Source organism: Vibrio sp. 1F279 (assembly GCF_041439815.1).
In the GTDB taxonomy this organism is placed as follows: Bacteria; Pseudomonadota; Gammaproteobacteria; order Enterobacterales; family Vibrionaceae; genus Vibrio; species Vibrio tasmaniensis_A.
In genome coordinates, this window is sequence record NZ_JBGOOU010000003.1 from 128128 (window position 1) to 145683 (window position 17556).

Below are 17556 nucleotides of genomic sequence, written 5' to 3' on the forward strand. Positions count from 1 at the left end.
AATTGGTAGCGAAAGTTATCAAGTCTTCAGGGAACCAAGTCCGTTCATTTGTGACTACTGAGCATTACTAAAATATCCATCTATACTGGATGGATGGTGAAGTAGTTAACTATTTGAATATATTGATCGGAGATAGAAATGAGCGATTTAAAAGCAGCAGCTCTACGTGCACTTAAACTTATGGACCTAACTACGCTAAATGACGACGATACTACTGAAAAAGTAGTGGCACTTTGTCATGACGCGAAGACTGCAGTTGGCAACACCGCTGCAATCTGTATTTACCCTCGCTTTATCCCAGCCGCTAAGAAAGCGTTGCGTGAGCAAGGTACTCCAGAAGTACGCATCGCGACTGTAACTAACTTCCCTCATGGTAATGACGACATCGAAATTGCTGTTGCTGAAACAAAAGCAGCGGTAGCGTACGGCGCAGACGAAGTTGACGTAGTATTCCCATACCGTGCTCTTATTGCTGGCAACGAAGAAGTGGGTTTTGAGCTAGTTAAACAATGTAAAGCCGCTTGTGGTGACATCACGCTTAAAGTGATCATCGAAACTGGTGAGCTAAAAGAAGAAGCACTGATTAAGAAAGCTTCTCAGATCTGTATCGAAGCAGGTGCAGACTTCATCAAAACTTCAACAGGTAAAGTGCCAGTAAACGCGACTCCAGAGTACGCGCGCATGATGCTTGAAGTTATTCGTGACATGGGCGTAGCTAAAACAGTGGGTTTCAAACCAGCTGGTGGCGTACGTACAGCTGAAGATGCTCAAGCTTACCTAGCAATGGCTGATGAGCTACTAGGCGCTGACTGGGCAGACAACATGCACTACCGTTTTGGTGCTTCAAGCCTACTGACTAACCTTCTTAATACATTAGAAGTGACAGACCAAACTGCTGATCCAGCAGCATACTAATTTACTCGTCATATTTGACGCCGCAGCGTTGTTGACTGCGTAAGTTCACCGGTTCGCCGGCCGTCCTAATCACATAGAGCTTCTATGTTCATAGGAATGAACTTCGATTTTCTTTCAAGAGAATAGTCGCCTAGCTGCAACGCCAAATATTTAGAGTATTGATAATAACAAGTCTGTTTGATGGAGTGGCGTTAAGTCACTCCATATTACCTCTTTCCCTACAAACCATACTCACTAGAGTTTGGGAGGCACTAATGTATCTACCTCAAGAAATTATTCGCAGAAAACGTGATGGTGAAGTCCTAACGACTGAAGAAATTAACTTCTTCATTCAAGGCGTGGCTAAAAATACCGTTTCTGAAGGCCAAATTGCAGCATTCGCAATGGCTATCTTTTTTAATGAAATGACGATGCCAGAACGTATCGCACTGACGTGTGCAATGCGTGATTCGGGCATGGTGATTGACTGGAGCCACATGAACTTTGATGGCCCAATCGTTGATAAGCACTCTACTGGTGGTGTTGGTGACGTAACTTCTCTGATGCTTGGCCCTATGGTGGCAGCATGTGGTGGTTTCGTTCCAATGATCTCTGGTCGTGGTTTAGGCCACACTGGCGGTACGCTAGACAAACTTGAATCTATCCCTGGTTACAATATTACACCCACCAACGATGTGTTTGGTGCTGTAACCAAAGAAGCTGGCGTAGCGATCATCGGCCAAACTGGTGATTTAGCACCGGCTGATAAGCGCGTTTACGCGACTCGAGATATCACGGCAACAGTCGACAACATCTCGTTGATCACAGCTTCAATTTTGTCTAAGAAATTGGCTGCTGGTCTTGATTCTTTAGTGATGGACGTAAAAGTAGGTTCAGGCGCATTCATGCCGACTTATGAAGCGTCTGAAGAGTTAGCAAAATCTATCGTTGCAGTAGCAAACGGCGCAGGTACTAAAACAACGGCAATCCTAACGGACATGAACCAAGTTCTGGCTTCTTCAGCGGGCAACGCAGTAGAAGTACGTGAAGCGGTTCAATTTCTAACCGGCGAATATCGTAACCCTCGTTTGCTAGAAATTACGATGGCATCGTGTGCTGAAATGCTGGTTCTAGGTAACCTTGCAAAAGATTCAGACGAAGCGCGTGAAAAACTGATGGCAGTACTGGATAACGGTAAAGCAGCAGAGTGCTTCGGTAAAATGGTAGCGGGCCTTGGTGGTCCAACTGATTTCGTAACGAACTACGATAACTACCTAGAAAAAGCAGAAATTGTTAAACCAGTGTACGCGCTAGAAAGCGGTGTAGTATCAGCGATGGATACGCGTGCAATTGGTATGGCTGTCGTTGGTATGGGCGGTGGTCGCCGCGTAGCAACAGACAGCATTGATTACGCAGTCGGTTTTGATAGCTTCATTCGCCTTGGCGAAGTAGCAAGTGACGATAAACCATTAGCAATGATTCATGCTCGCAATGAACAACAGTGGCAAGAAGCTGCAAAAGCATTACAAAATGCAATCACTGTGGGCGGAGAATATACAGCAACGCCAGACGTTTACCGTCAGATTCGTTCTGAAGACGTGTAAATAACAGGTATCGGCATACCTTGTGTATGCCGATAAACAGAGTTCTGGTGCAAAGAGCAATAAGTTGGTGAAGAAAATGAAAAGAGCATTTATTTTAGTTTTAGATTCATTCGGTATCGGCGAAACCGCAGATGCGAACACATTCGGTGATGTAGGTTCAGACACTATGGGTCACATTGCTGACCATTGTGATCAAGGTCTTGCAGACAATGCGGATCGTAAAGGTCCACTAACGCTGCCAAACCTGTCTAAGCTAGGTTTAGCTATGGCTCACAAAGAGTCTACAGGTCGCTTTGCTCCTGGTATGGACGCAGACGCTGAGATCATTGGAGCGTACGGTCACGCTGCTGAGCTGTCTTCTGGTAAAGACACGCCATCAGGTCACTGGGAAATCGCAGGTGTACCGGTACTGTTTGACTGGGGCTACTTCACCGACAAAGAAAACAGTTTTCCAAAAGAACTGACTGACCGCATCCTTGAGCGTGCAGGTTTATCTGACTTCTTAGGTAACTGTCACTCATCGGGTACAGAAATCCTAGATAACCTAGGTGAAGAACACATGAAGAGTGGCTTGCCAATCTTCTATACTTCAGCAGACTCTGTTTTCCAAATCGCATGTCATGAAGAGACATTCGGTCTACAGAACTTATTAGACCTTTGTCAGATTGCTCGTGAAGAGCTAGAAGACTACAACATCGGCCGTGTTATTGCGCGTCCATTCATTGGCCCAGGTAAAGGTCAGTTCGAACGTACTGGTAACCGTCGTGACCTTTCTGTTGAGCCGCCAGCGGCGACAGTTCTTCAGAAATTGGTTGATGAGAAGGGCGGTAATGTTCACTCAATCGGTAAGATCTCTGATATCTATGCGGGTTGTGGTATTACTCAGAAAACCAAAGCAACAGGTATCCCTGCGTTATTTGAAGCGACTAAAGAAGCGATCAATGAAGCGGGTGACAACACTATCGTGTTCACTAACTTCGTTGATTTCGACTCAGCTTACGGTCACCGCCGTGATGTTGCAGGTTACGCAGCGGCGCTAGAGTACTTCGATGGCCGTATCAATGAAATCATCGATATGATGAAAGAAGATGACGTGCTTATCCTAACTGCAGACCACGGTTGTGATCCGACATGGCCAGGTACTGACCATACTCGTGAACACATCCCTGTGATTGTTTACGGAAACAAGGTTCCTGCTGGCTCTCTAGGCCGTCGCGATACCTTCGCTGATATTGGTCAAAGCTTAGCGTCTTACTTTGGCACATCGCCAATGGGACACGGTACAAGCTTTCTATAATAGTTAACGAAGAGAGAGGGAAACCTCTCTCTTTTTTTTGTTTTGAGATTAAGGATATTTTCAATGGCTACTCCACATATTAATGCTGAAATGGGTGATTTCGCTGACGTAGTTCTAATGCCCGGCGATCCGCTACGTGCAAAATACATCGCTGAAACCTTCCTAGAAGAAGTGGTTCAAGTGTGCGATGTTCGTAACATGTTTGGTTACACGGGTACTTACAAAGGCCGTAAGGTTTCGGTAATGGGACATGGTATGGGCATTCCATCTTGTTCTATTTACGCGACTGAGCTGATCAAAGACTTTGGTGTGAAAAAGATCATTCGTGTCGGCAGTTGTGGTGCAGTGAGCGAAGATATCAAAGTACGCGATGTGGTTATCGGCATGGGTGCGTGTACCGACTCAAAAGTGAATCGTATTCGCTTTAAAGGTCATGACTTCGCGGCTATTGCGGATTACAAAATGGTGCGTGCGGCAGAAGATGCAGCCAAAGCGCGTGGTGTAGACGTAAAGGTTGGCAACCTATTCTCGGCTGAGTTGTTCTACACGCCAGATCCTGAAATGTTCGAAGTCATGGACAAGTACGGCATTGTCGGCGTAGAGATGGAAGCGGCGGGTATCTATGGTGTATGTGCTGAATACGGCGCAAAAGCTCTGACTATTTGTACTGTTTCTGATCACATCAAAACTGGTGAGCAAACCACATCAGATGAACGTCAAACGACTTTCAACGACATGATGGTTATCGCACTCGACTCTGTGCTGCTTGGTGACCAAGACTAATCAGCTAATAGATACCGCAAAGTTTAATAGATAACAAAAGCCCCGTTGCTGCCTGAGCTTCGGGGCTTTTTATTGAATTTGTTAAACTAAGCCGTTAAGAACTGACATTTTTAAGCAGCCAGTTTTCCCCAGACTTAGCCTTTCTTTTACGAATAAGCATGATGAACAACACGCCACTGACAAATCCCATTAAGACCATGCCGATCATGTAGCGATCGCTCTTACGGTAGTGATGATCAGAAATAGCTGTCATTTTTCCTGTCTCAAAAGTCACGCGGATAAAGCCAATGATCATACTCTCTGGAGAGTAAATAGGTTCAACGAGTTGCTGCCTGCCGATACTTGCCGTTGAAAGAGGTGTGTCTAAGCCAAGAACCTCGCGTACCGAGAGCGCTTTTTCACTCGAAGCCAGTCGGATCCCTTCTGCATCGTAGATGGTGGTATCAAATACCAATCGATCCTGAGACAGTTGGTTAGTGAGCTCTAGTAGGCGCTCTTGGTCTTGCTGAGTGATCATCTTACTGGCTGAAAGTGATGCCTGTGAGATCAGTAGTTTGGTCAGCGTTTCCAACTGTTTTGCTTGGATCTTCTCATTACCTTTACTGATCACTACTGTGTTTTTAATGGTTACCACGAACATAGCAGCCAACAGAATTAGGGCTAGTACTCGTAAAGCGTTACGTATTGAGAACAATGATTCATTCATGTTTCACGAAGCCTGAAATAAACAAATGTTATGATTAAGACATATTGAGACTTGCGTTTTCAAATTGCAATAGGTTAACGTTTAGCATAGTTAATTAGGAATCATACACATGGACGCTCAGAAATATCTGCCGATTAAAAGGCATACGACATTATTAACCCGACTCCCCGAGACACGTTTCGCTTCTCAACTCGCAAAATCTAAAGCCAATTGGATTGTGTTCGGTGAGTACTTATCTCCACAATCATTTGATGACATCGACTTTTTCACTGGTACCTACAACACCATCCTCAATACGTGGAAGGTGGGACATTACGAAGTGGCACTGATGTCAGGGAACTTAACCCCGGCACACGAAGAAATTTTACAAGCACTGAAGCTTGATTATGCTTGCCTTAGCGAGGTCCCAGACTTATCTAAGCCAGGTTTGATCGTGATGGATATGGACTCCACAGCAATTCAAATTGAATGCATCGATGAGATAGCAAAGCTCGCAGGAGTCGGAGAGTTAGTTTCTGAAATCACAGAGCGTGCGATGCAAGGCGAGCTCGACTTTGAACAGAGCCTACGCCAACGCGTTGGGGCACTGAAAGGTGCGGATGAGTCGATACTGGAGCAAGTGCGCCAGTCATTACCATTCATGCCAGACTTGGTTGAGCTAGTGAATACTCTGAATAAACTTGGCTGGAAGACGGCGATTGCATCGGGTGGTTTTACTTATTTCTCAGACTACCTGAAAGATACGCTTGATCTTGACCACGCTCAGTCAAACACGCTAGAGATCGTCAATGGTAAATTGACGGGTGAAGTATTAGGCGATGTTGTTTCCGCACAGACCAAAGCGGATATCTTGGTAGAACTTGCTGAAGAGTATGAACTGGAACTGCATAACACCGTTGCCGTGGGTGATGGTGCCAATGACTTGGTTATGATGGGTTCTGCCGGTTTAGGGATTGCTTACCATGCAAAACCGAAAGTTGAACAACAAGCTCAAACTGCTGTGCGTTATGCTGGCTTAGGTGGGGTGCTTTGTATCTTGTCAGGTGTATTAGCTAAGCAGCAAAAAATTAGCTGGCAAGCGAAGCCTTAGTCATATTTAGGGCGGTATAACGGATACAAAAAGCAGGTGATGAGCCTGCTTTTTCTATTTTTAAATCCGATAAGTCGACAAACCGGTAAGTTGATCTGGTTATTTAGTGCGAGAGTTCTAATCGAATCAATACTTCATCGGTAATGTCTTCTATCTCACCATAACCAATAAAAGCGGTGACCTCACTCTCTAACTTCTTCGCTTGGTGCATACTGATGCGCGAAAGCTCGGCTAAGTCTGATTGGAACAAACTTGTTAATGGATTAAAGATAGGGGCGGTAGTGACTCGCAGTACATACACATCACCCAGATCTTGTGCCTTCTTAATGAACGAGATACGTTCTTTCGTAGATGCAAAGTCTTTCACCAACTTCGTATGTACAGATTGAATCTTGTTACCAAACTTTATCGCAGCAATGTATACGTCATGATGTTTTGGCTCTGCACCTTCAATTCTTTTCAGTGGCTCAGCTAATAGTGAATTAGAGTGACCTTTGAAAATCGGTTCCAGTGAAAACTTTTGGTTGTGCCCAAGTTTAGCGAGTAACGCTAGATGCTTGTTCAGCGGGAAGTTCACACCAATGAGCTTACAACGCAACGTTGAGCCCGGCTTATCAATGAAAATTGGATTACTGACCATTTTGTTAAGCAAAACAGTGTGCAGTGATTTAAGCAGTGAATCGGTGGGCAGTATTTCTTGCTTCTTATTTAGCTTACTTTGGTTCTGATCGATAAGCCCATTGAGGAAGGCGATGGTACGCATTGTTTTTGCATTCTCGGTGATAACCAATTGAACATTGCAACCGTTCGGGCTTACACGAATTACATGGTAAGGCACTGTGCTTAATGGCAAGTTTTTATCATAGAGTTGCAGTTCATTAAAATTCACCACAACCGGATCATCAATCTTGAGTACCATTGGGTGTTCAAGGGTAATGCTTAGGCCACGTTTTGATATGTCTACAGTGTGTCCATTTATTGTTGGGCTATCTTGTGATGTGAGTTGAATTGGCGATTTAAAGCTATATCTCGGTTCTTTACGACGACTTTGGGAATCAAAGTAGATACTTTGAATGTTCCCCACCACCGTTCGAGGATGGCGAAAGCGATTAAGGTCACTGCTTGGAATGCGTGGTTTTTCACTTAATAGGTAATCGGCAGCACTTTCGTGATCACCGATCTCTTGCAAGATACCGCAATGAGTCAGTTGCGCAGAGCTTTGAGCAAGCGTATCTGAATGCTCAGCTAAGGCTTGTCGCTCAGCGTCGGATAATTCGAAAACCGAGAATTTGAACGCCTTCCAACTTTTACGTTTACCGCCGATGTGCCAGAACAGTTGCCTCTCTTCACGAGAAGCTTCAGGCAGCATCATCGAGTAGAACAAGGTCTTATTTTTATGTTCATGGGTAAAAGAGTAGATAACGTTACTGGTTCCCTTCACGCCAGGCTTAGCGAGTAAGTTCATACGTTGTTCGTTGAACAAAGTGCCCAGAGCCTGTTGGTTACGCTCATCATGCCAATATTGCCATTGGGGATGATTGTTATCCGTGAGTAGGGCGAGCTTCAACTCACTACCACTGAAGAATAGAGGGAGATTACAGGTGTACTTTAGATAGGTGTGTTCAATACCGCGAGTTCGCGTTCGAATGAGCCTATCTTGATTCTCATGGCTGGTTTTCTTGCTGACACTATTTAGAGATTCATCGAGTAAACGAGCCACACTCGTTGTATCGCTGATTCTCATGCATCTTAAAAATTTAACTGCATTGTTCTCGTAGGATTCATCAATACCCAGAATACGAAATTCAACCGCCTCATTAACATCGGCTTCTAGTGACTTCTCAACAAGCTCAGTGAATTTAACACTGATGATTTCCCCTAGGTTATATTTAAATGCCCTTGGTACCTTGAACTTTGCACCCGACGGAGAAATATCAACCGTCACACCATGTAGGCTTTGTCCTTTAGGCGTGGTGATTTCAACCTGTGAGCTAATCTTGAGCCTATTTTCTTTGCGTTTTAAATCGTAACCGAGGTTAATGGCTTCTGCTTCATAGGGGCTATCAGCGTTAGTGATATCGTGGTCATCTTGAGAGGATGTTTTAACAATATTACGAAGAGGTTGAATGCGAGGTGTCATCACTAACTCCCACACGCCCTCGGTATAACCTTTAAATTTTTTAGTACCACGTTGATACGCGTTCAAAGCTATGTCATCAAGCCAATGTTTACGCTCGTCTAGCGTGAATTGATGACATTCATTATCAATACGCCCGCGTAAATCAATGCTCTTTGTGCACGGAGCCATGATACGATTCAGTTCCATTTTAACGAGCAGTTTTAGAGACGGCGATTCGCCTTCTGTCATTTGAGAAAGAAGGAATTCGAAATCTTCGGCATGGTAGGCCGGAATAAGTCGTTCTGCTACAGATAGAATTTCAGATTGCTGCATACTTTTCTTGTTAGAATGGATGGTGCGTTATTGTTATCGACGAGTTGTATTTGATCTTTAGGTATTCGTGGCCCTACTGCAACTTTTATTTTCACCTGTACGGTCAACGGGGTCACAAAATAGCAACATTTACCCGTTACCAAGCAAATTATTGAGGTTTTATGGCTAAGGCAAAGCGAGCTTATGTGTGTAATGACTGTGGTGCTGACTTTCCACGTTGGCAAGGGCAGTGCAATGCATGTGGTGCTTGGAACACGATTACAGAAGTTAGGTTAGCCGCTTCACCTCAGGTCGCGCGCAATGAACGACTAAGTGGTTACGCTGGTGGTGCAACTGAATCTTCGGTTCAAACGCTATCGGAAATAGACTTGCAAGAGGTCCCGCGCTTTAGTAGTGGCTTCAAAGAGCTTGATCGTGTACTTGGTGGTGGTGTTGTACCTGGCGCTGCGATTCTTATTGGTGGTAACCCTGGAGCCGGTAAATCAACGCTGTTATTGCAGACTATGTGTCAGCTTTCTTCCCAGTTACCGACACTTTATGTCACTGGCGAAGAATCTCTTCAACAAGTTGCGATGCGAGCATCTCGATTAGGGTTACCAAAAGAGCATCTCAAAATGCTCTCTGAAACCAATGTTGATAAAATCTGTCAGGTTGCAGAAAGAGAGCAGCCTAAGATCATGGTTATCGATTCAATCCAAGTTATGCATGTCGCTGATGTTCAATCGTCTCCAGGCAGTGTTGCTCAGGTGCGCGAATCGGCAACCGCATTAACGCGTTATGCGAAACAGAACAACGTTGCCGTATTCCTAGTCGGGCACGTAACTAAAGACGGTACCTTAGCTGGACCAAAAGTACTTGAACACATTATTGACTGCTCGGTGCTGTTAGATGGCGGAACGGACAGTCGTTTTAGAACCTTGCGCAGCCACAAGAACCGTTTTGGTGCAGTGAATGAGCTAGGTGTGTTTGCCATGACAGGGCAAGGGCTAAAAGAAGTTAGCAATCCATCGGCTATTTTCCTGTCTCGTGGTGAAGAAGAAACCTCAGGCAGTTCAGTGATGGTGGTTTGGGAAGGGACGCGTCCACTTCTTGTCGAAATTCAAGCGCTGGTGGATTATTCGCAGCTGGCTAACCCGCGTCGCGTCGCTGTTGGTCTCGAGCAAAATCGACTGTCATTGTTATTAGCCGTGCTGCATAAACACGGCGGCTTACAAATGGCTGACCAAGATGTGTTTGTGAATGTCGTTGGTGGTGTTAAAGTAACCGAAACCAGTGCTGATCTTGCATTGGTAATGGCATTACTTTCGAGTTTCAGAGACCGCGCATTGCCAAAAGATGTGGTGGTTTTTGGCGAAGTAGGCCTTGCTGGTGAGATTCGACCTGTACCGAGCGGTCAAGAGCGCTTAAATGAGGCGTTTAAACACGGCTTCAAGAGAGCCATTGTACCAGCGGCTAACATGCCTAAAGGTGGCATTCCAGGAATGCAGATCCACGGTGTGAAAAAATTATCGGAAGCAATTAATGCTTTTGATGAGTTGTAATTGAGCTCACTTCAGCTACTCTATACAGCAGAAATTCAGTCTAACTTAAACGCTATTTTCGCTTTAAGTTAGCACTAAACTTAACAATCATTTAGATTGTTTCTTCAGATTGCCTTTTTCTATATGTTAGAAAAAGGCAAAGTTTTTTAGTCCCAAATGCATGCAAAGCTATCAGTCCTCACAGATTGTGATATACTCTGCGCGCATTTTATATCCTATTAACAGAGTAAGACAATGGCAGATTTATCGAAATACAGAAACATTGGTATTTTCGCGCACGTTGATGCGGGTAAAACAACTACCACTGAGCGTATCCTTAAGCTAACTGGTCAGATCCACAAGACTGGTGAAGTACATGATGGCGAATCAACTACTGACTTCATGGAACAGGAAGCTGAGCGCGGAATTACTATCCAATCAGCAGCTGTAAGCTGTTTCTGGAACGGTCACCGTCTAAACGTTATCGATACTCCTGGACACGTTGACTTCACAGTTGAAGTATACCGTTCTCTTAAAGTACTTGATGGCGGTATCGGTGTATTCTGTGGTTCTGGTGGTGTTGAACCACAATCAGAAACTAACTGGCGCTACGCTAACGAATCAGAAGTATCTCGTCTGATCTTCGTTAACAAACTAGACCGTATGGGTGCAGATTTCTACAACGTTGTTGACCAAGTTAAAAACGTTCTAGGTGCAACTCCTCTAGTTATGGTTCTACCAATCGGCCGCGAAGATGAATTCGTGGGTGTTGTAGACCTTCTAAGCCGTAAAGCATACGTTTGGGATGACACTGGTCTTCCTGAAAACTACGAAATCACTGATGTTCCTGCGGACATGGTTGATGACGTTGAGCAATACCGTGAAGAGCTAATCGAAACTGCTGTAGAGCAAGACGATGACCTAATGGAAGCTTACATGGAAGGTGAAGAGCCTTCTATCGAAGACATCAAACGTTGTATCCGTAAAGGTACTCGTGATATCGCATTCTTCCCTACGTTCTGTGGTTCTGCGTTCAAGAACAAAGGCATGCAAGTTATCCTTGATGCTGTAGTAGATTACCTACCTTCTCCAACTGAAGTTGATCCTCAACCTCTAATGGATGAGAACGGCGAAGAAACAGGCAACCACGCTATCGTTTCTACTGAAGAAACTTTCAAAGCGCTTGCGTTCAAAATCATGGATGACCGTTTCGGTGCTCTAACTTTCGTTCGTATTTACTCTGGTAAATTGAACAAAGGTGACACGATCCTTAACTCATTCACAGGTAAAACTGAGCGTGTTGGCCGTATGGTTGAGATGCAAGCTGATGACCGTAACGAACTAACTAGCGCACAAGCTGGTGACATCATTGCGATCGTTGGTATGAAGAACGTTCAAACTGGTCACACTCTATGTGATCCAAAAGACCAAGTAACGCTTGAGCCAATGGTTTTCCCAACTCCAGTAATCTCTATCGCTGTATCTCCAAAAGATAAAGGCGGTTCTGAGAAAATGGGTATCGCGATCGGTAAAATGGTTGCTGAAGATCCATCTTTCCAAGTTGAGACTGACGAAGAAACTGGCGAAACTATCCTTAAAGGTATGGGTGAGCTTCACCTAGACATCAAGGTAGATATCCTTAAGCGTACTTACGGCGTTGACCTAACAGTTGGTGCTCCTCAAGTTGCTTACCGTGAAACTATCACTCAAGCAATTGAAGATAGCTACACGCATAAGAAACAGTCTGGTGGTTCTGGTCAATTCGGTAAGATCGATTACCGTATCAAACCAGGTGAAGCAGGTTCTGGCTTCAAGTTCAACTCAGTAGTTGTGGGCGGTAACGTTCCTAAAGAATTCTGGCCTGCAGTTGAGAAAGGCTTTGCTGGCATGATGGATAACGGCGTACTAGCTGGCTTCCCTACGCTAGACGTTGAAGTTGAACTTTTCGATGGTGGTTTCCACGCAGTCGATTCATCTGCTATCGCATTTGAAATCGCAGCGAAAGGCGCATTCCGTCAATCTATGCCTAAAGCTGGCGCGCAACTTCTTGAGCCTATCATGAACGTTGACGTGTTCACTCCAGACGATCACGTTGGTGATGTTATCGGTGACCTTAACCGTCGTCGTGGCATGATCAAAGATCAACAAGCTGGCGTTACTGGTGTTCGTATTAAAGCTGACGTACCTCTTTCTGAGATGTTCGGCTACATCGGTCACCTACGTACTATCACTTCTGGTCGTGGCCAATTCTCTATGGAATTCGCACAATACGCACCATGTCCAACTAACGTTGCTGACGAAGTGATTGCAAAAGTTAAAGCAGAAAAAGAAGCTGGTAAGTAATTAGCCCTTTTCTAAATTAGCTAAAAAAGCCCCGCAAGTGAAAGCTTGCGGGGCTTTTTATTATCAATGATACCAGCGAGCGTCGTTCTATTATCTTAAGCCTATATTTAAGAGCTTATGGGATGATCTTGGTTTTGATTGAAGAACATAGAGAAGAAATTAAAAAGGCCAACGAAAAATAAATGGCAGACTTTTCAAGTACGTATTTCTAAGGCATAGCTTTAACTTCAACCGTGATCGTATCTTGATATTTTCCAGCACGCGCAAATTCGATGTTACCTAACGTCACCTCAAGGGGAACTCCCCAGCGCTTAGTATCCTCATTGTTTGAGAAGGTATAGACCGACTTCTGGTTTACTAAGGCGTTATTAAAGCGCAATGTATATGGGATCGTGACGTTGGATTCCGACTTCTGTTTTAACTCACCATATCTCTGCTTTACAACTAATCTTACATTCGAGTTCGAAAGAAGATCAAAATCGGATCGATAGGTTCGGTTAGATTCAAGGTCACCAAGCTGGAAGCGATAACCTGAGCTCCCTGAGCGTTGAAGGTTTGGTGCGTTAGGCACTGAGTTGAAAGCCACAAACGCTGGTACGTTGAGTTTCACTTTGGCATTTTTTGTCTCTTGTTTTCTATCTAGGGAAATAGAGGCTTCAAGAAGTCCGTTATAATGACCAGATGCGGCCACTTTAGCCTCTGGCACTTTTATCCAAAACTTTGTTCTTTGGCTGTTATCCAGAGGTAGTTGAAAGCCTTTACTAGGAAAGTGGCTCAATTGGCGGAAGTTTTTGTCCAGAATAGTCAGAGGTAAATTTGTTCCAATTGAACTCAAATAGCTAGATTGTTTATTGTTGACCGATACTATGGCCGTCGGGAATCGACAGGTCTGAATATCACGCGACAACTCCAAATAAACGGGAATATAAGCGGCTAAATCTCGCTTAAATTCAACATTGCTTCTGTCGACGTTAAGTATCCACTTGCCACTGCATTCGGCCAAAACCGGTTGAGATAACATGGCTAAACCGAACACTGAGAACTTAAGTAAGTGTTTCATGGTTTATCCCTCTTTAATAAGTAAAGTTGGTAGATAAATCAGATTGTCATTGATTTCTGGGACGCTCAATTTTGTTGGGCTAAAGCCATCTATGACGATGGTGTAGTCACCTGGCGCAACGCCTTCCACAACGAACCTACCTGATCGATTAGTGAAAAATTCATATGTTTTCTGTTGTCCAACTAACTGACCTTGGAAAAGTTTTAGTGGTGTTTTTGGCCCGATCTCAATCTTACCTATAATGGTTTTCGATGCTGCCGAGCCAATTTTTATTAGATGGCCTGTTTGTGAACCTGGTGTAATGTTGTATTCGTGGTCACCGAAGTTATAACCTATTGGCGCATCCGGTACATCAATGTAGATACTGGATAATTGGTGCCCTCCAGATAACTGAACTGCATTACTTATAGTATAGGTAGATATTGCTTCTGCAGGATCGTCTGCAACCGCATTTATTTCTACATCAGCATCTAACGAGTCATGGACAGCGATGATTGCTACAGGGCCATTGATTGGACGTGACCAAGCCAAGTTACCGTCAGCCAAAGTAAACGCAGTACTCGCTCGTAAAGAAGCGGTTTGGTAGTTTGCTGAGTTATCAAATGCTAGGTGAGAAACTTTAGCGTCGGTGATAAATCGGTTTGCTACATAATTACCTTCGATTGAATAAGTTTGAGAGTCACTCTCGCCTTCAGCCGTCATCGCATAACCATAGCTGCCAGTATAATCCTCCGATGGACGTTGGAATTGAGCTCGATAGGTGTCTGGTTCGTTGGAGTAAGATACATTTGCATTGTATTTGCCGTCGTCAGAGTTCCAATCCCAATCAGCAGAAAAGGTGAAGCGAGTTTCGTCAATGTTTTCGTTTGGGTTTTCTTCTTTTTCGATACCTGCAGAGAGTGACACGTTATAAAATTGCCAAGCAATTTCAGTCGAGGCCTGCCATTGTACTTCTGCCTCTTCAAAATCACGATAGTCACCGCTCAGGATTAAGCTCAGGTTATCCGTAATACTGAAAACGTAGTTTGAAAAGACGCGGAGGCCAGTATTCGCATCCGTAATCTGCCAAGGTAATGCGAAATAATTCTCTTGATATTCACTACCAAGACGGAAGTTTGGGGAGCCGTAACTGTCAGTTCCCCATAATTGATGAGAGTAATCTAAGCTGTAGATACTACCTGTCTCATTATTGGGCTTGTTGTTTTGTGCCGAGGCTCGAATCCCCAAATTACCCCAATCGGAACCAACGGTAGCAATCATACCGAGTTGTTGTCCTTCTGGGTGGTACAAACCATTTACACCGACTGTTAAGGTATCGCTGATGCCATAGTCGTAATATCCAGAAGTTACCCATTGCTCGTTGTCATACTTAAAGTTGTTATCTTCAATTGTCGACGTTAAACCAGAGTAAAAGCCAAAATCAGAAATGCCTTCTCTTAATAAGCGTGAGTTAAAGAACTGGCTATAAACGATGGTATCGGTTCTGCCTGATTGATAACTAATGTCTAACTGAACGTCATTGGTACCAGAAACGAGAGGCAAATCATCAAGTGTATATCGACCTGGGGGTAATCGAATCTCGGTGAGAAAAACATCGTTGATATAGATTTCCACATCGGCACTCTTATTCAATACCAGCGGTTGAGTTCCTCCGTTCTGGATGTTTCGGGTAGGTTGTAAGTCTTGATACAAACGTTCAAAAGCAAGGCCACCGAGAGGTGTACTAGGAAGGTGCCCTGCACTTGCTTGGGTGACATCACCAAAGGTTAGACGAAAAGGGGTATTTGGTTCATCGAAGAACAGGCGAGCTTCACCTCGATACACGTCGGAATTGAGATCGCTACCACCAGTTACAAAGCCAGATATTTCAACATTAGCGCCTCGGACGCCACCAATATTGGATTTCAATAACCATTCACCAAGCCAAGTTTGGGTGTCTTCTGCATTAGAGTCGTTGAATAAGGAGTAATCCGTACTGGCATTCAGTGTATTTTGAACTGTCCAAAACGCGCTTTCTGAATATTGGGCGGGTTCATATTTGCTACCAAACGAAAGCAAAAATTCAGCTGCAGCCGTTTCATCAATCACTAAATTTATGCTTTGTTCGGAGGAGTTAAAAGTTGCATTGATACCCATACGATCCAACTGTTCGACTGTGATGTACTCTTCGGAAAAATCTCGTAGTGCAGCCAATGTATCAGGGTTAATCAATTTTTTAGTCGACTGAGCTATCTGATCTACGTTGACAGATCCAACACTTATACCGTCAGAGTATGCATTTACTTCACCGATTGTGTTTTCACCCCAAGTGACAGGAAATGGGAATAACCAACGTTGAGCGAACGCGGCTGGTATAGTCATTATTAGAGTGAGGTATAAAATGAGACTCTTCATGAAAGCATCATTAGTCTATTGTTTTAACAGAAACTTTCTCTGGCTGTCCCAGTTCACTTGGTAAGGTGTATTTGACGGTCGTTCCTGGCATCAAGTAAGCGCTTGTTTTTTTGCTTAGGACTTCCCAATCGACCGTTTTGTTTGCTTTATCGCCAGAGAAATTAAACTCCATACCATTCATGTTCAGTACTCGCTTACCATCGTTTCGGATAGTAATTTGGCGGTTTTGAAGTGTAGTGGTTGGAATTGATTTACTGGATGTGGGAGATACAAAAACCAAAGTTGCAAACTCTAGTAACATGGAAATAGAACTGTCGTCATTTTCCTCAATCTGATTTTCTAGCTCAATTTGCGTAAAGACAATACGGTAGGTGTCGGTTTGTTTTATTGGCCCTGTTGGCATGTAACGTACGCGGAAAGTCTGAGACTTTTGGCCGTCAATTTTTGCTTGAGGTGGTAGGATGAGAAATTCATCTTCTGACGGGGTTAAGATTTCTTCACCAGTAGAAAAATCAGTTTGATAGACGTTTACTTCTAGGAGAATCGGCTCTTCTTCAACATTAGTCACTTTATACAAACCTTGAGAATTCCGGCCCACATCATCAAGTTCTAAATAGATGGGGCTTACCTCGTATGCGAAAAGAATAGAACTAAACAACAAAGAAGATAGAAGAGTGGTAATCCTAACCATAGATATTTCTCCATAAAATAACTTGGCTCGATAACCGAGCCAAGTTTTGTTTGTCTATAAGACAATGTCCATAAAGTGTTGTTCGGTGATTAGCTTGCTGGACCTGCTGCTGCAAGACTCACTTTGATTTTACCTTTATATTTACCTGCTCGTGCAAATCCTGAATCTTCAGGTTTCACATAAATGGGATGCTTGTTGATTTTGTTCACCAAGTGTTCGCCCAATGATGGAATTGGTGGTGCCGTTACTTCTATGGCATGGTCGTTTTCAGTGTTCGCCACCATGTCTGAACCAATTCTTACTTTATAGTTAATTTTTTCACCCATATTGTGCTTGGTTACACCGTTTAGTTGGTAAGCTGTAACTGAAAATTCCAAATCAGCACCGTAATTACACCAAGCACGTAAGTTACCTACTAAAACTTTCTTGTTGTTGAAGCCATTGCTCCACGAATCAGTATGAACTTTGTTCGCTTTACGTAGAACGTTATTCTTCACGTCTTTTTTACCGATTCGCAATAGACAGCGTTTTGGAACTCGACCTTCGATTCGAATCGTCTTTTGGTCCGTTTTGCTCAGTGTTGTAAAGTCCACAGCATTATTAAACTGAACCGCAGAAGCGCCAAAAGAAAGTGAAGCGGCTGCTACAGCGGTAGCAAGAAGTAACTTTTTCATCGTTCAATCCCTCGTTAGTTAAGATGCATACCCGTGCATCACTTTTAA

13 protein-coding genes are annotated in these 17556 nt (G+C 43.9%); 7 read left to right on the plus strand and 6 right to left on the minus strand.

What is annotated here, in order from left to right; translation table 11 throughout:
• Nucleotides 1-138: 138 nt before the first annotated feature.
• The 4 genes from deoC to deoD all read left to right on the plus strand — a co-directional run bounded on the left by deoC (nt 139) and on the right by deoD (nt 4578).
• Nucleotides 139-915 carry a deoxyribose-phosphate aldolase gene (deoC, locus tag ACED60_RS03650; RefSeq protein WP_102249128.1) on the plus strand — a complete coding sequence of 259 codons (777 nt, stop codon included), beginning with the start codon at nt 139-141 and terminating at the stop codon, nt 913-915.
• Between the two features lie 254 nt (nt 916-1169).
• Nucleotides 1170-2498, plus strand: coding sequence for a thymidine phosphorylase (deoA, locus tag ACED60_RS03655; protein ID WP_009847521.1), 1329 nt, complete (start codon nt 1170-1172; stop codon nt 2496-2498).
• Nucleotides 2499-2574: 76 nt separating this feature from the next.
• Nucleotides 2575-3795 (plus strand): phosphopentomutase, encoded by a 1221-nt coding sequence (locus tag ACED60_RS03660; RefSeq protein WP_371726954.1) that lies wholly within the window; start codon nt 2575-2577, stop codon nt 3793-3795.
• A 63-nt stretch (nt 3796-3858) separates the two neighbouring features.
• Complete coding sequence (gene deoD, locus ACED60_RS03665; RefSeq protein ID WP_009847519.1) at nt 3859-4578, plus strand: purine-nucleoside phosphorylase; 720 nt, start codon at nt 3859-3861, stop codon at nt 4576-4578.
• Between the two features lie 94 nt (nt 4579-4672).
• Here the strand turns inward: deoD and ACED60_RS03670 are convergent, their stop codons facing one another.
• On the minus strand, nt 4673-5284 hold the full coding sequence (locus ACED60_RS03670; protein WP_371726955.1) for a YtjB family periplasmic protein: 612 nt from the start codon (nt 5282-5284) through the stop codon (nt 4673-4675).
• A 109-nt stretch (nt 5285-5393) separates the two neighbouring features.
• Here ACED60_RS03670 and serB point away from each other — a divergent pair, with 109 nt between their 5' ends.
• Nucleotides 5394-6374, plus strand: a complete 981-nt coding sequence (serB, locus tag ACED60_RS03675; RefSeq protein WP_009847517.1) for a phosphoserine phosphatase — start codon at nt 5394-5396, stop codon at nt 6372-6374.
• 103 nt (nt 6375-6477) lie between these two features.
• On the opposite strand, the gene ACED60_RS03680 is transcribed toward serB, so the two are convergent.
• A complete protein-coding gene (locus tag ACED60_RS03680) occupies nt 6478-8826 on the minus strand; it encodes a PilZ domain-containing protein (protein WP_012604687.1) in 2349 nt (782 codons plus the stop codon).
• Nucleotides 8827-8987: 161 nt separating this feature from the next.
• Here ACED60_RS03680 and radA point away from each other — a divergent pair, with 161 nt between their 5' ends.
• Together radA and fusA are read left to right on the plus strand one after the other, a co-directional pair.
• Entirely contained in the window at nt 8988-10367 is a 1380-nt protein-coding gene (gene radA, locus ACED60_RS03685; RefSeq protein WP_009847515.1) for a DNA repair protein RadA, read from the plus strand.
• A gap of 234 nt (nt 10368-10601) precedes the next feature.
• Nucleotides 10602-12689, plus strand: coding sequence for an elongation factor G (gene fusA, locus ACED60_RS03690; protein WP_009847514.1), 2088 nt, complete (start codon nt 10602-10604; stop codon nt 12687-12689).
• Between the two features lie 208 nt (nt 12690-12897).
• Here the strand turns inward: fusA and ACED60_RS03695 are convergent, their stop codons facing one another.
• The 4 genes from ACED60_RS03695 to ACED60_RS03710 all read right to left on the minus strand — a co-directional run bounded on the left by ACED60_RS03695 (nt 12898) and on the right by ACED60_RS03710 (nt 17508).
• Nucleotides 12898-13749, minus strand: a complete 852-nt coding sequence (locus tag ACED60_RS03695) for a hypothetical protein (protein WP_102257752.1) — start codon at nt 13747-13749, stop codon at nt 12898-12900.
• A gap of 3 nt (nt 13750-13752) precedes the next feature.
• Nucleotides 13753-16143, minus strand: a complete 2391-nt coding sequence (locus ACED60_RS03700) for a fimbria/pilus outer membrane usher protein (protein ID WP_371726956.1) — start codon at nt 16141-16143, stop codon at nt 13753-13755.
• Between the two features lie 10 nt (nt 16144-16153).
• Nucleotides 16154-16834, minus strand: coding sequence for a molecular chaperone (locus tag ACED60_RS03705; protein WP_371726957.1), 681 nt, complete (start codon nt 16832-16834; stop codon nt 16154-16156).
• A gap of 89 nt (nt 16835-16923) precedes the next feature.
• Nucleotides 16924-17508: a hypothetical protein gene (locus ACED60_RS03710; RefSeq protein ID WP_086048837.1), complete on the minus strand. Its 585-nt coding sequence runs from the start codon at nt 17506-17508 to the stop codon at nt 16924-16926.
• Nucleotides 17509-17556: the final 48 nt, after the last annotated feature.

Excerpts from the sequence above, each read along its gene's own strand:
- deoC (WP_102249128.1), top strand. The coding sequence starts at position 139 with ATGAGCGATTTAAAAGCAGCAGCTCTACGTGCACTTAAACTTATGGAC.
- deoA (WP_009847521.1), top strand. The coding sequence starts at position 1,170 with ATGTATCTACCTCAAGAAATTATTCGCAGAAAACGTGATGGTGAAGTC.
- ACED60_RS03660 (WP_371726954.1), top strand. The coding sequence starts at position 2,575 with ATGAAAAGAGCATTTATTTTAGTTTTAGATTCATTCGGTATCGGCGAA.
- deoD (WP_009847519.1), top strand. The coding sequence starts at position 3,859 with ATGGCTACTCCACATATTAATGCTGAAATGGGTGATTTCGCTGACGTA.
- ACED60_RS03670 (WP_371726955.1), bottom strand. The coding sequence starts at position 5,284 with ATGAATGAATCATTGTTCTCAATACGTAACGCTTTACGAGTACTAGCC.
- serB (WP_009847517.1), top strand. The coding sequence starts at position 5,394 with ATGGACGCTCAGAAATATCTGCCGATTAAAAGGCATACGACATTATTA.
- ACED60_RS03680 (WP_012604687.1), bottom strand. The coding sequence starts at position 8,826 with ATGCAGCAATCTGAAATTCTATCTGTAGCAGAACGACTTATTCCGGCC.
- radA (WP_009847515.1), top strand. The coding sequence starts at position 8,988 with ATGGCTAAGGCAAAGCGAGCTTATGTGTGTAATGACTGTGGTGCTGAC.
- fusA (WP_009847514.1), top strand. The coding sequence starts at position 10,602 with ATGGCAGATTTATCGAAATACAGAAACATTGGTATTTTCGCGCACGTT.
- ACED60_RS03695 (WP_102257752.1), bottom strand. The coding sequence starts at position 13,749 with ATGAAACACTTACTTAAGTTCTCAGTGTTCGGTTTAGCCATGTTATCT.
- ACED60_RS03700 (WP_371726956.1), bottom strand. The coding sequence starts at position 16,143 with ATGAAGAGTCTCATTTTATACCTCACTCTAATAATGACTATACCAGCC.
- ACED60_RS03705 (WP_371726957.1), bottom strand. The coding sequence starts at position 16,834 with ATGGTTAGGATTACCACTCTTCTATCTTCTTTGTTGTTTAGTTCTATT.
- ACED60_RS03710 (WP_086048837.1), bottom strand. The coding sequence starts at position 17,508 with ATGAAAAAGTTACTTCTTGCTACCGCTGTAGCAGCCGCTTCACTTTCT.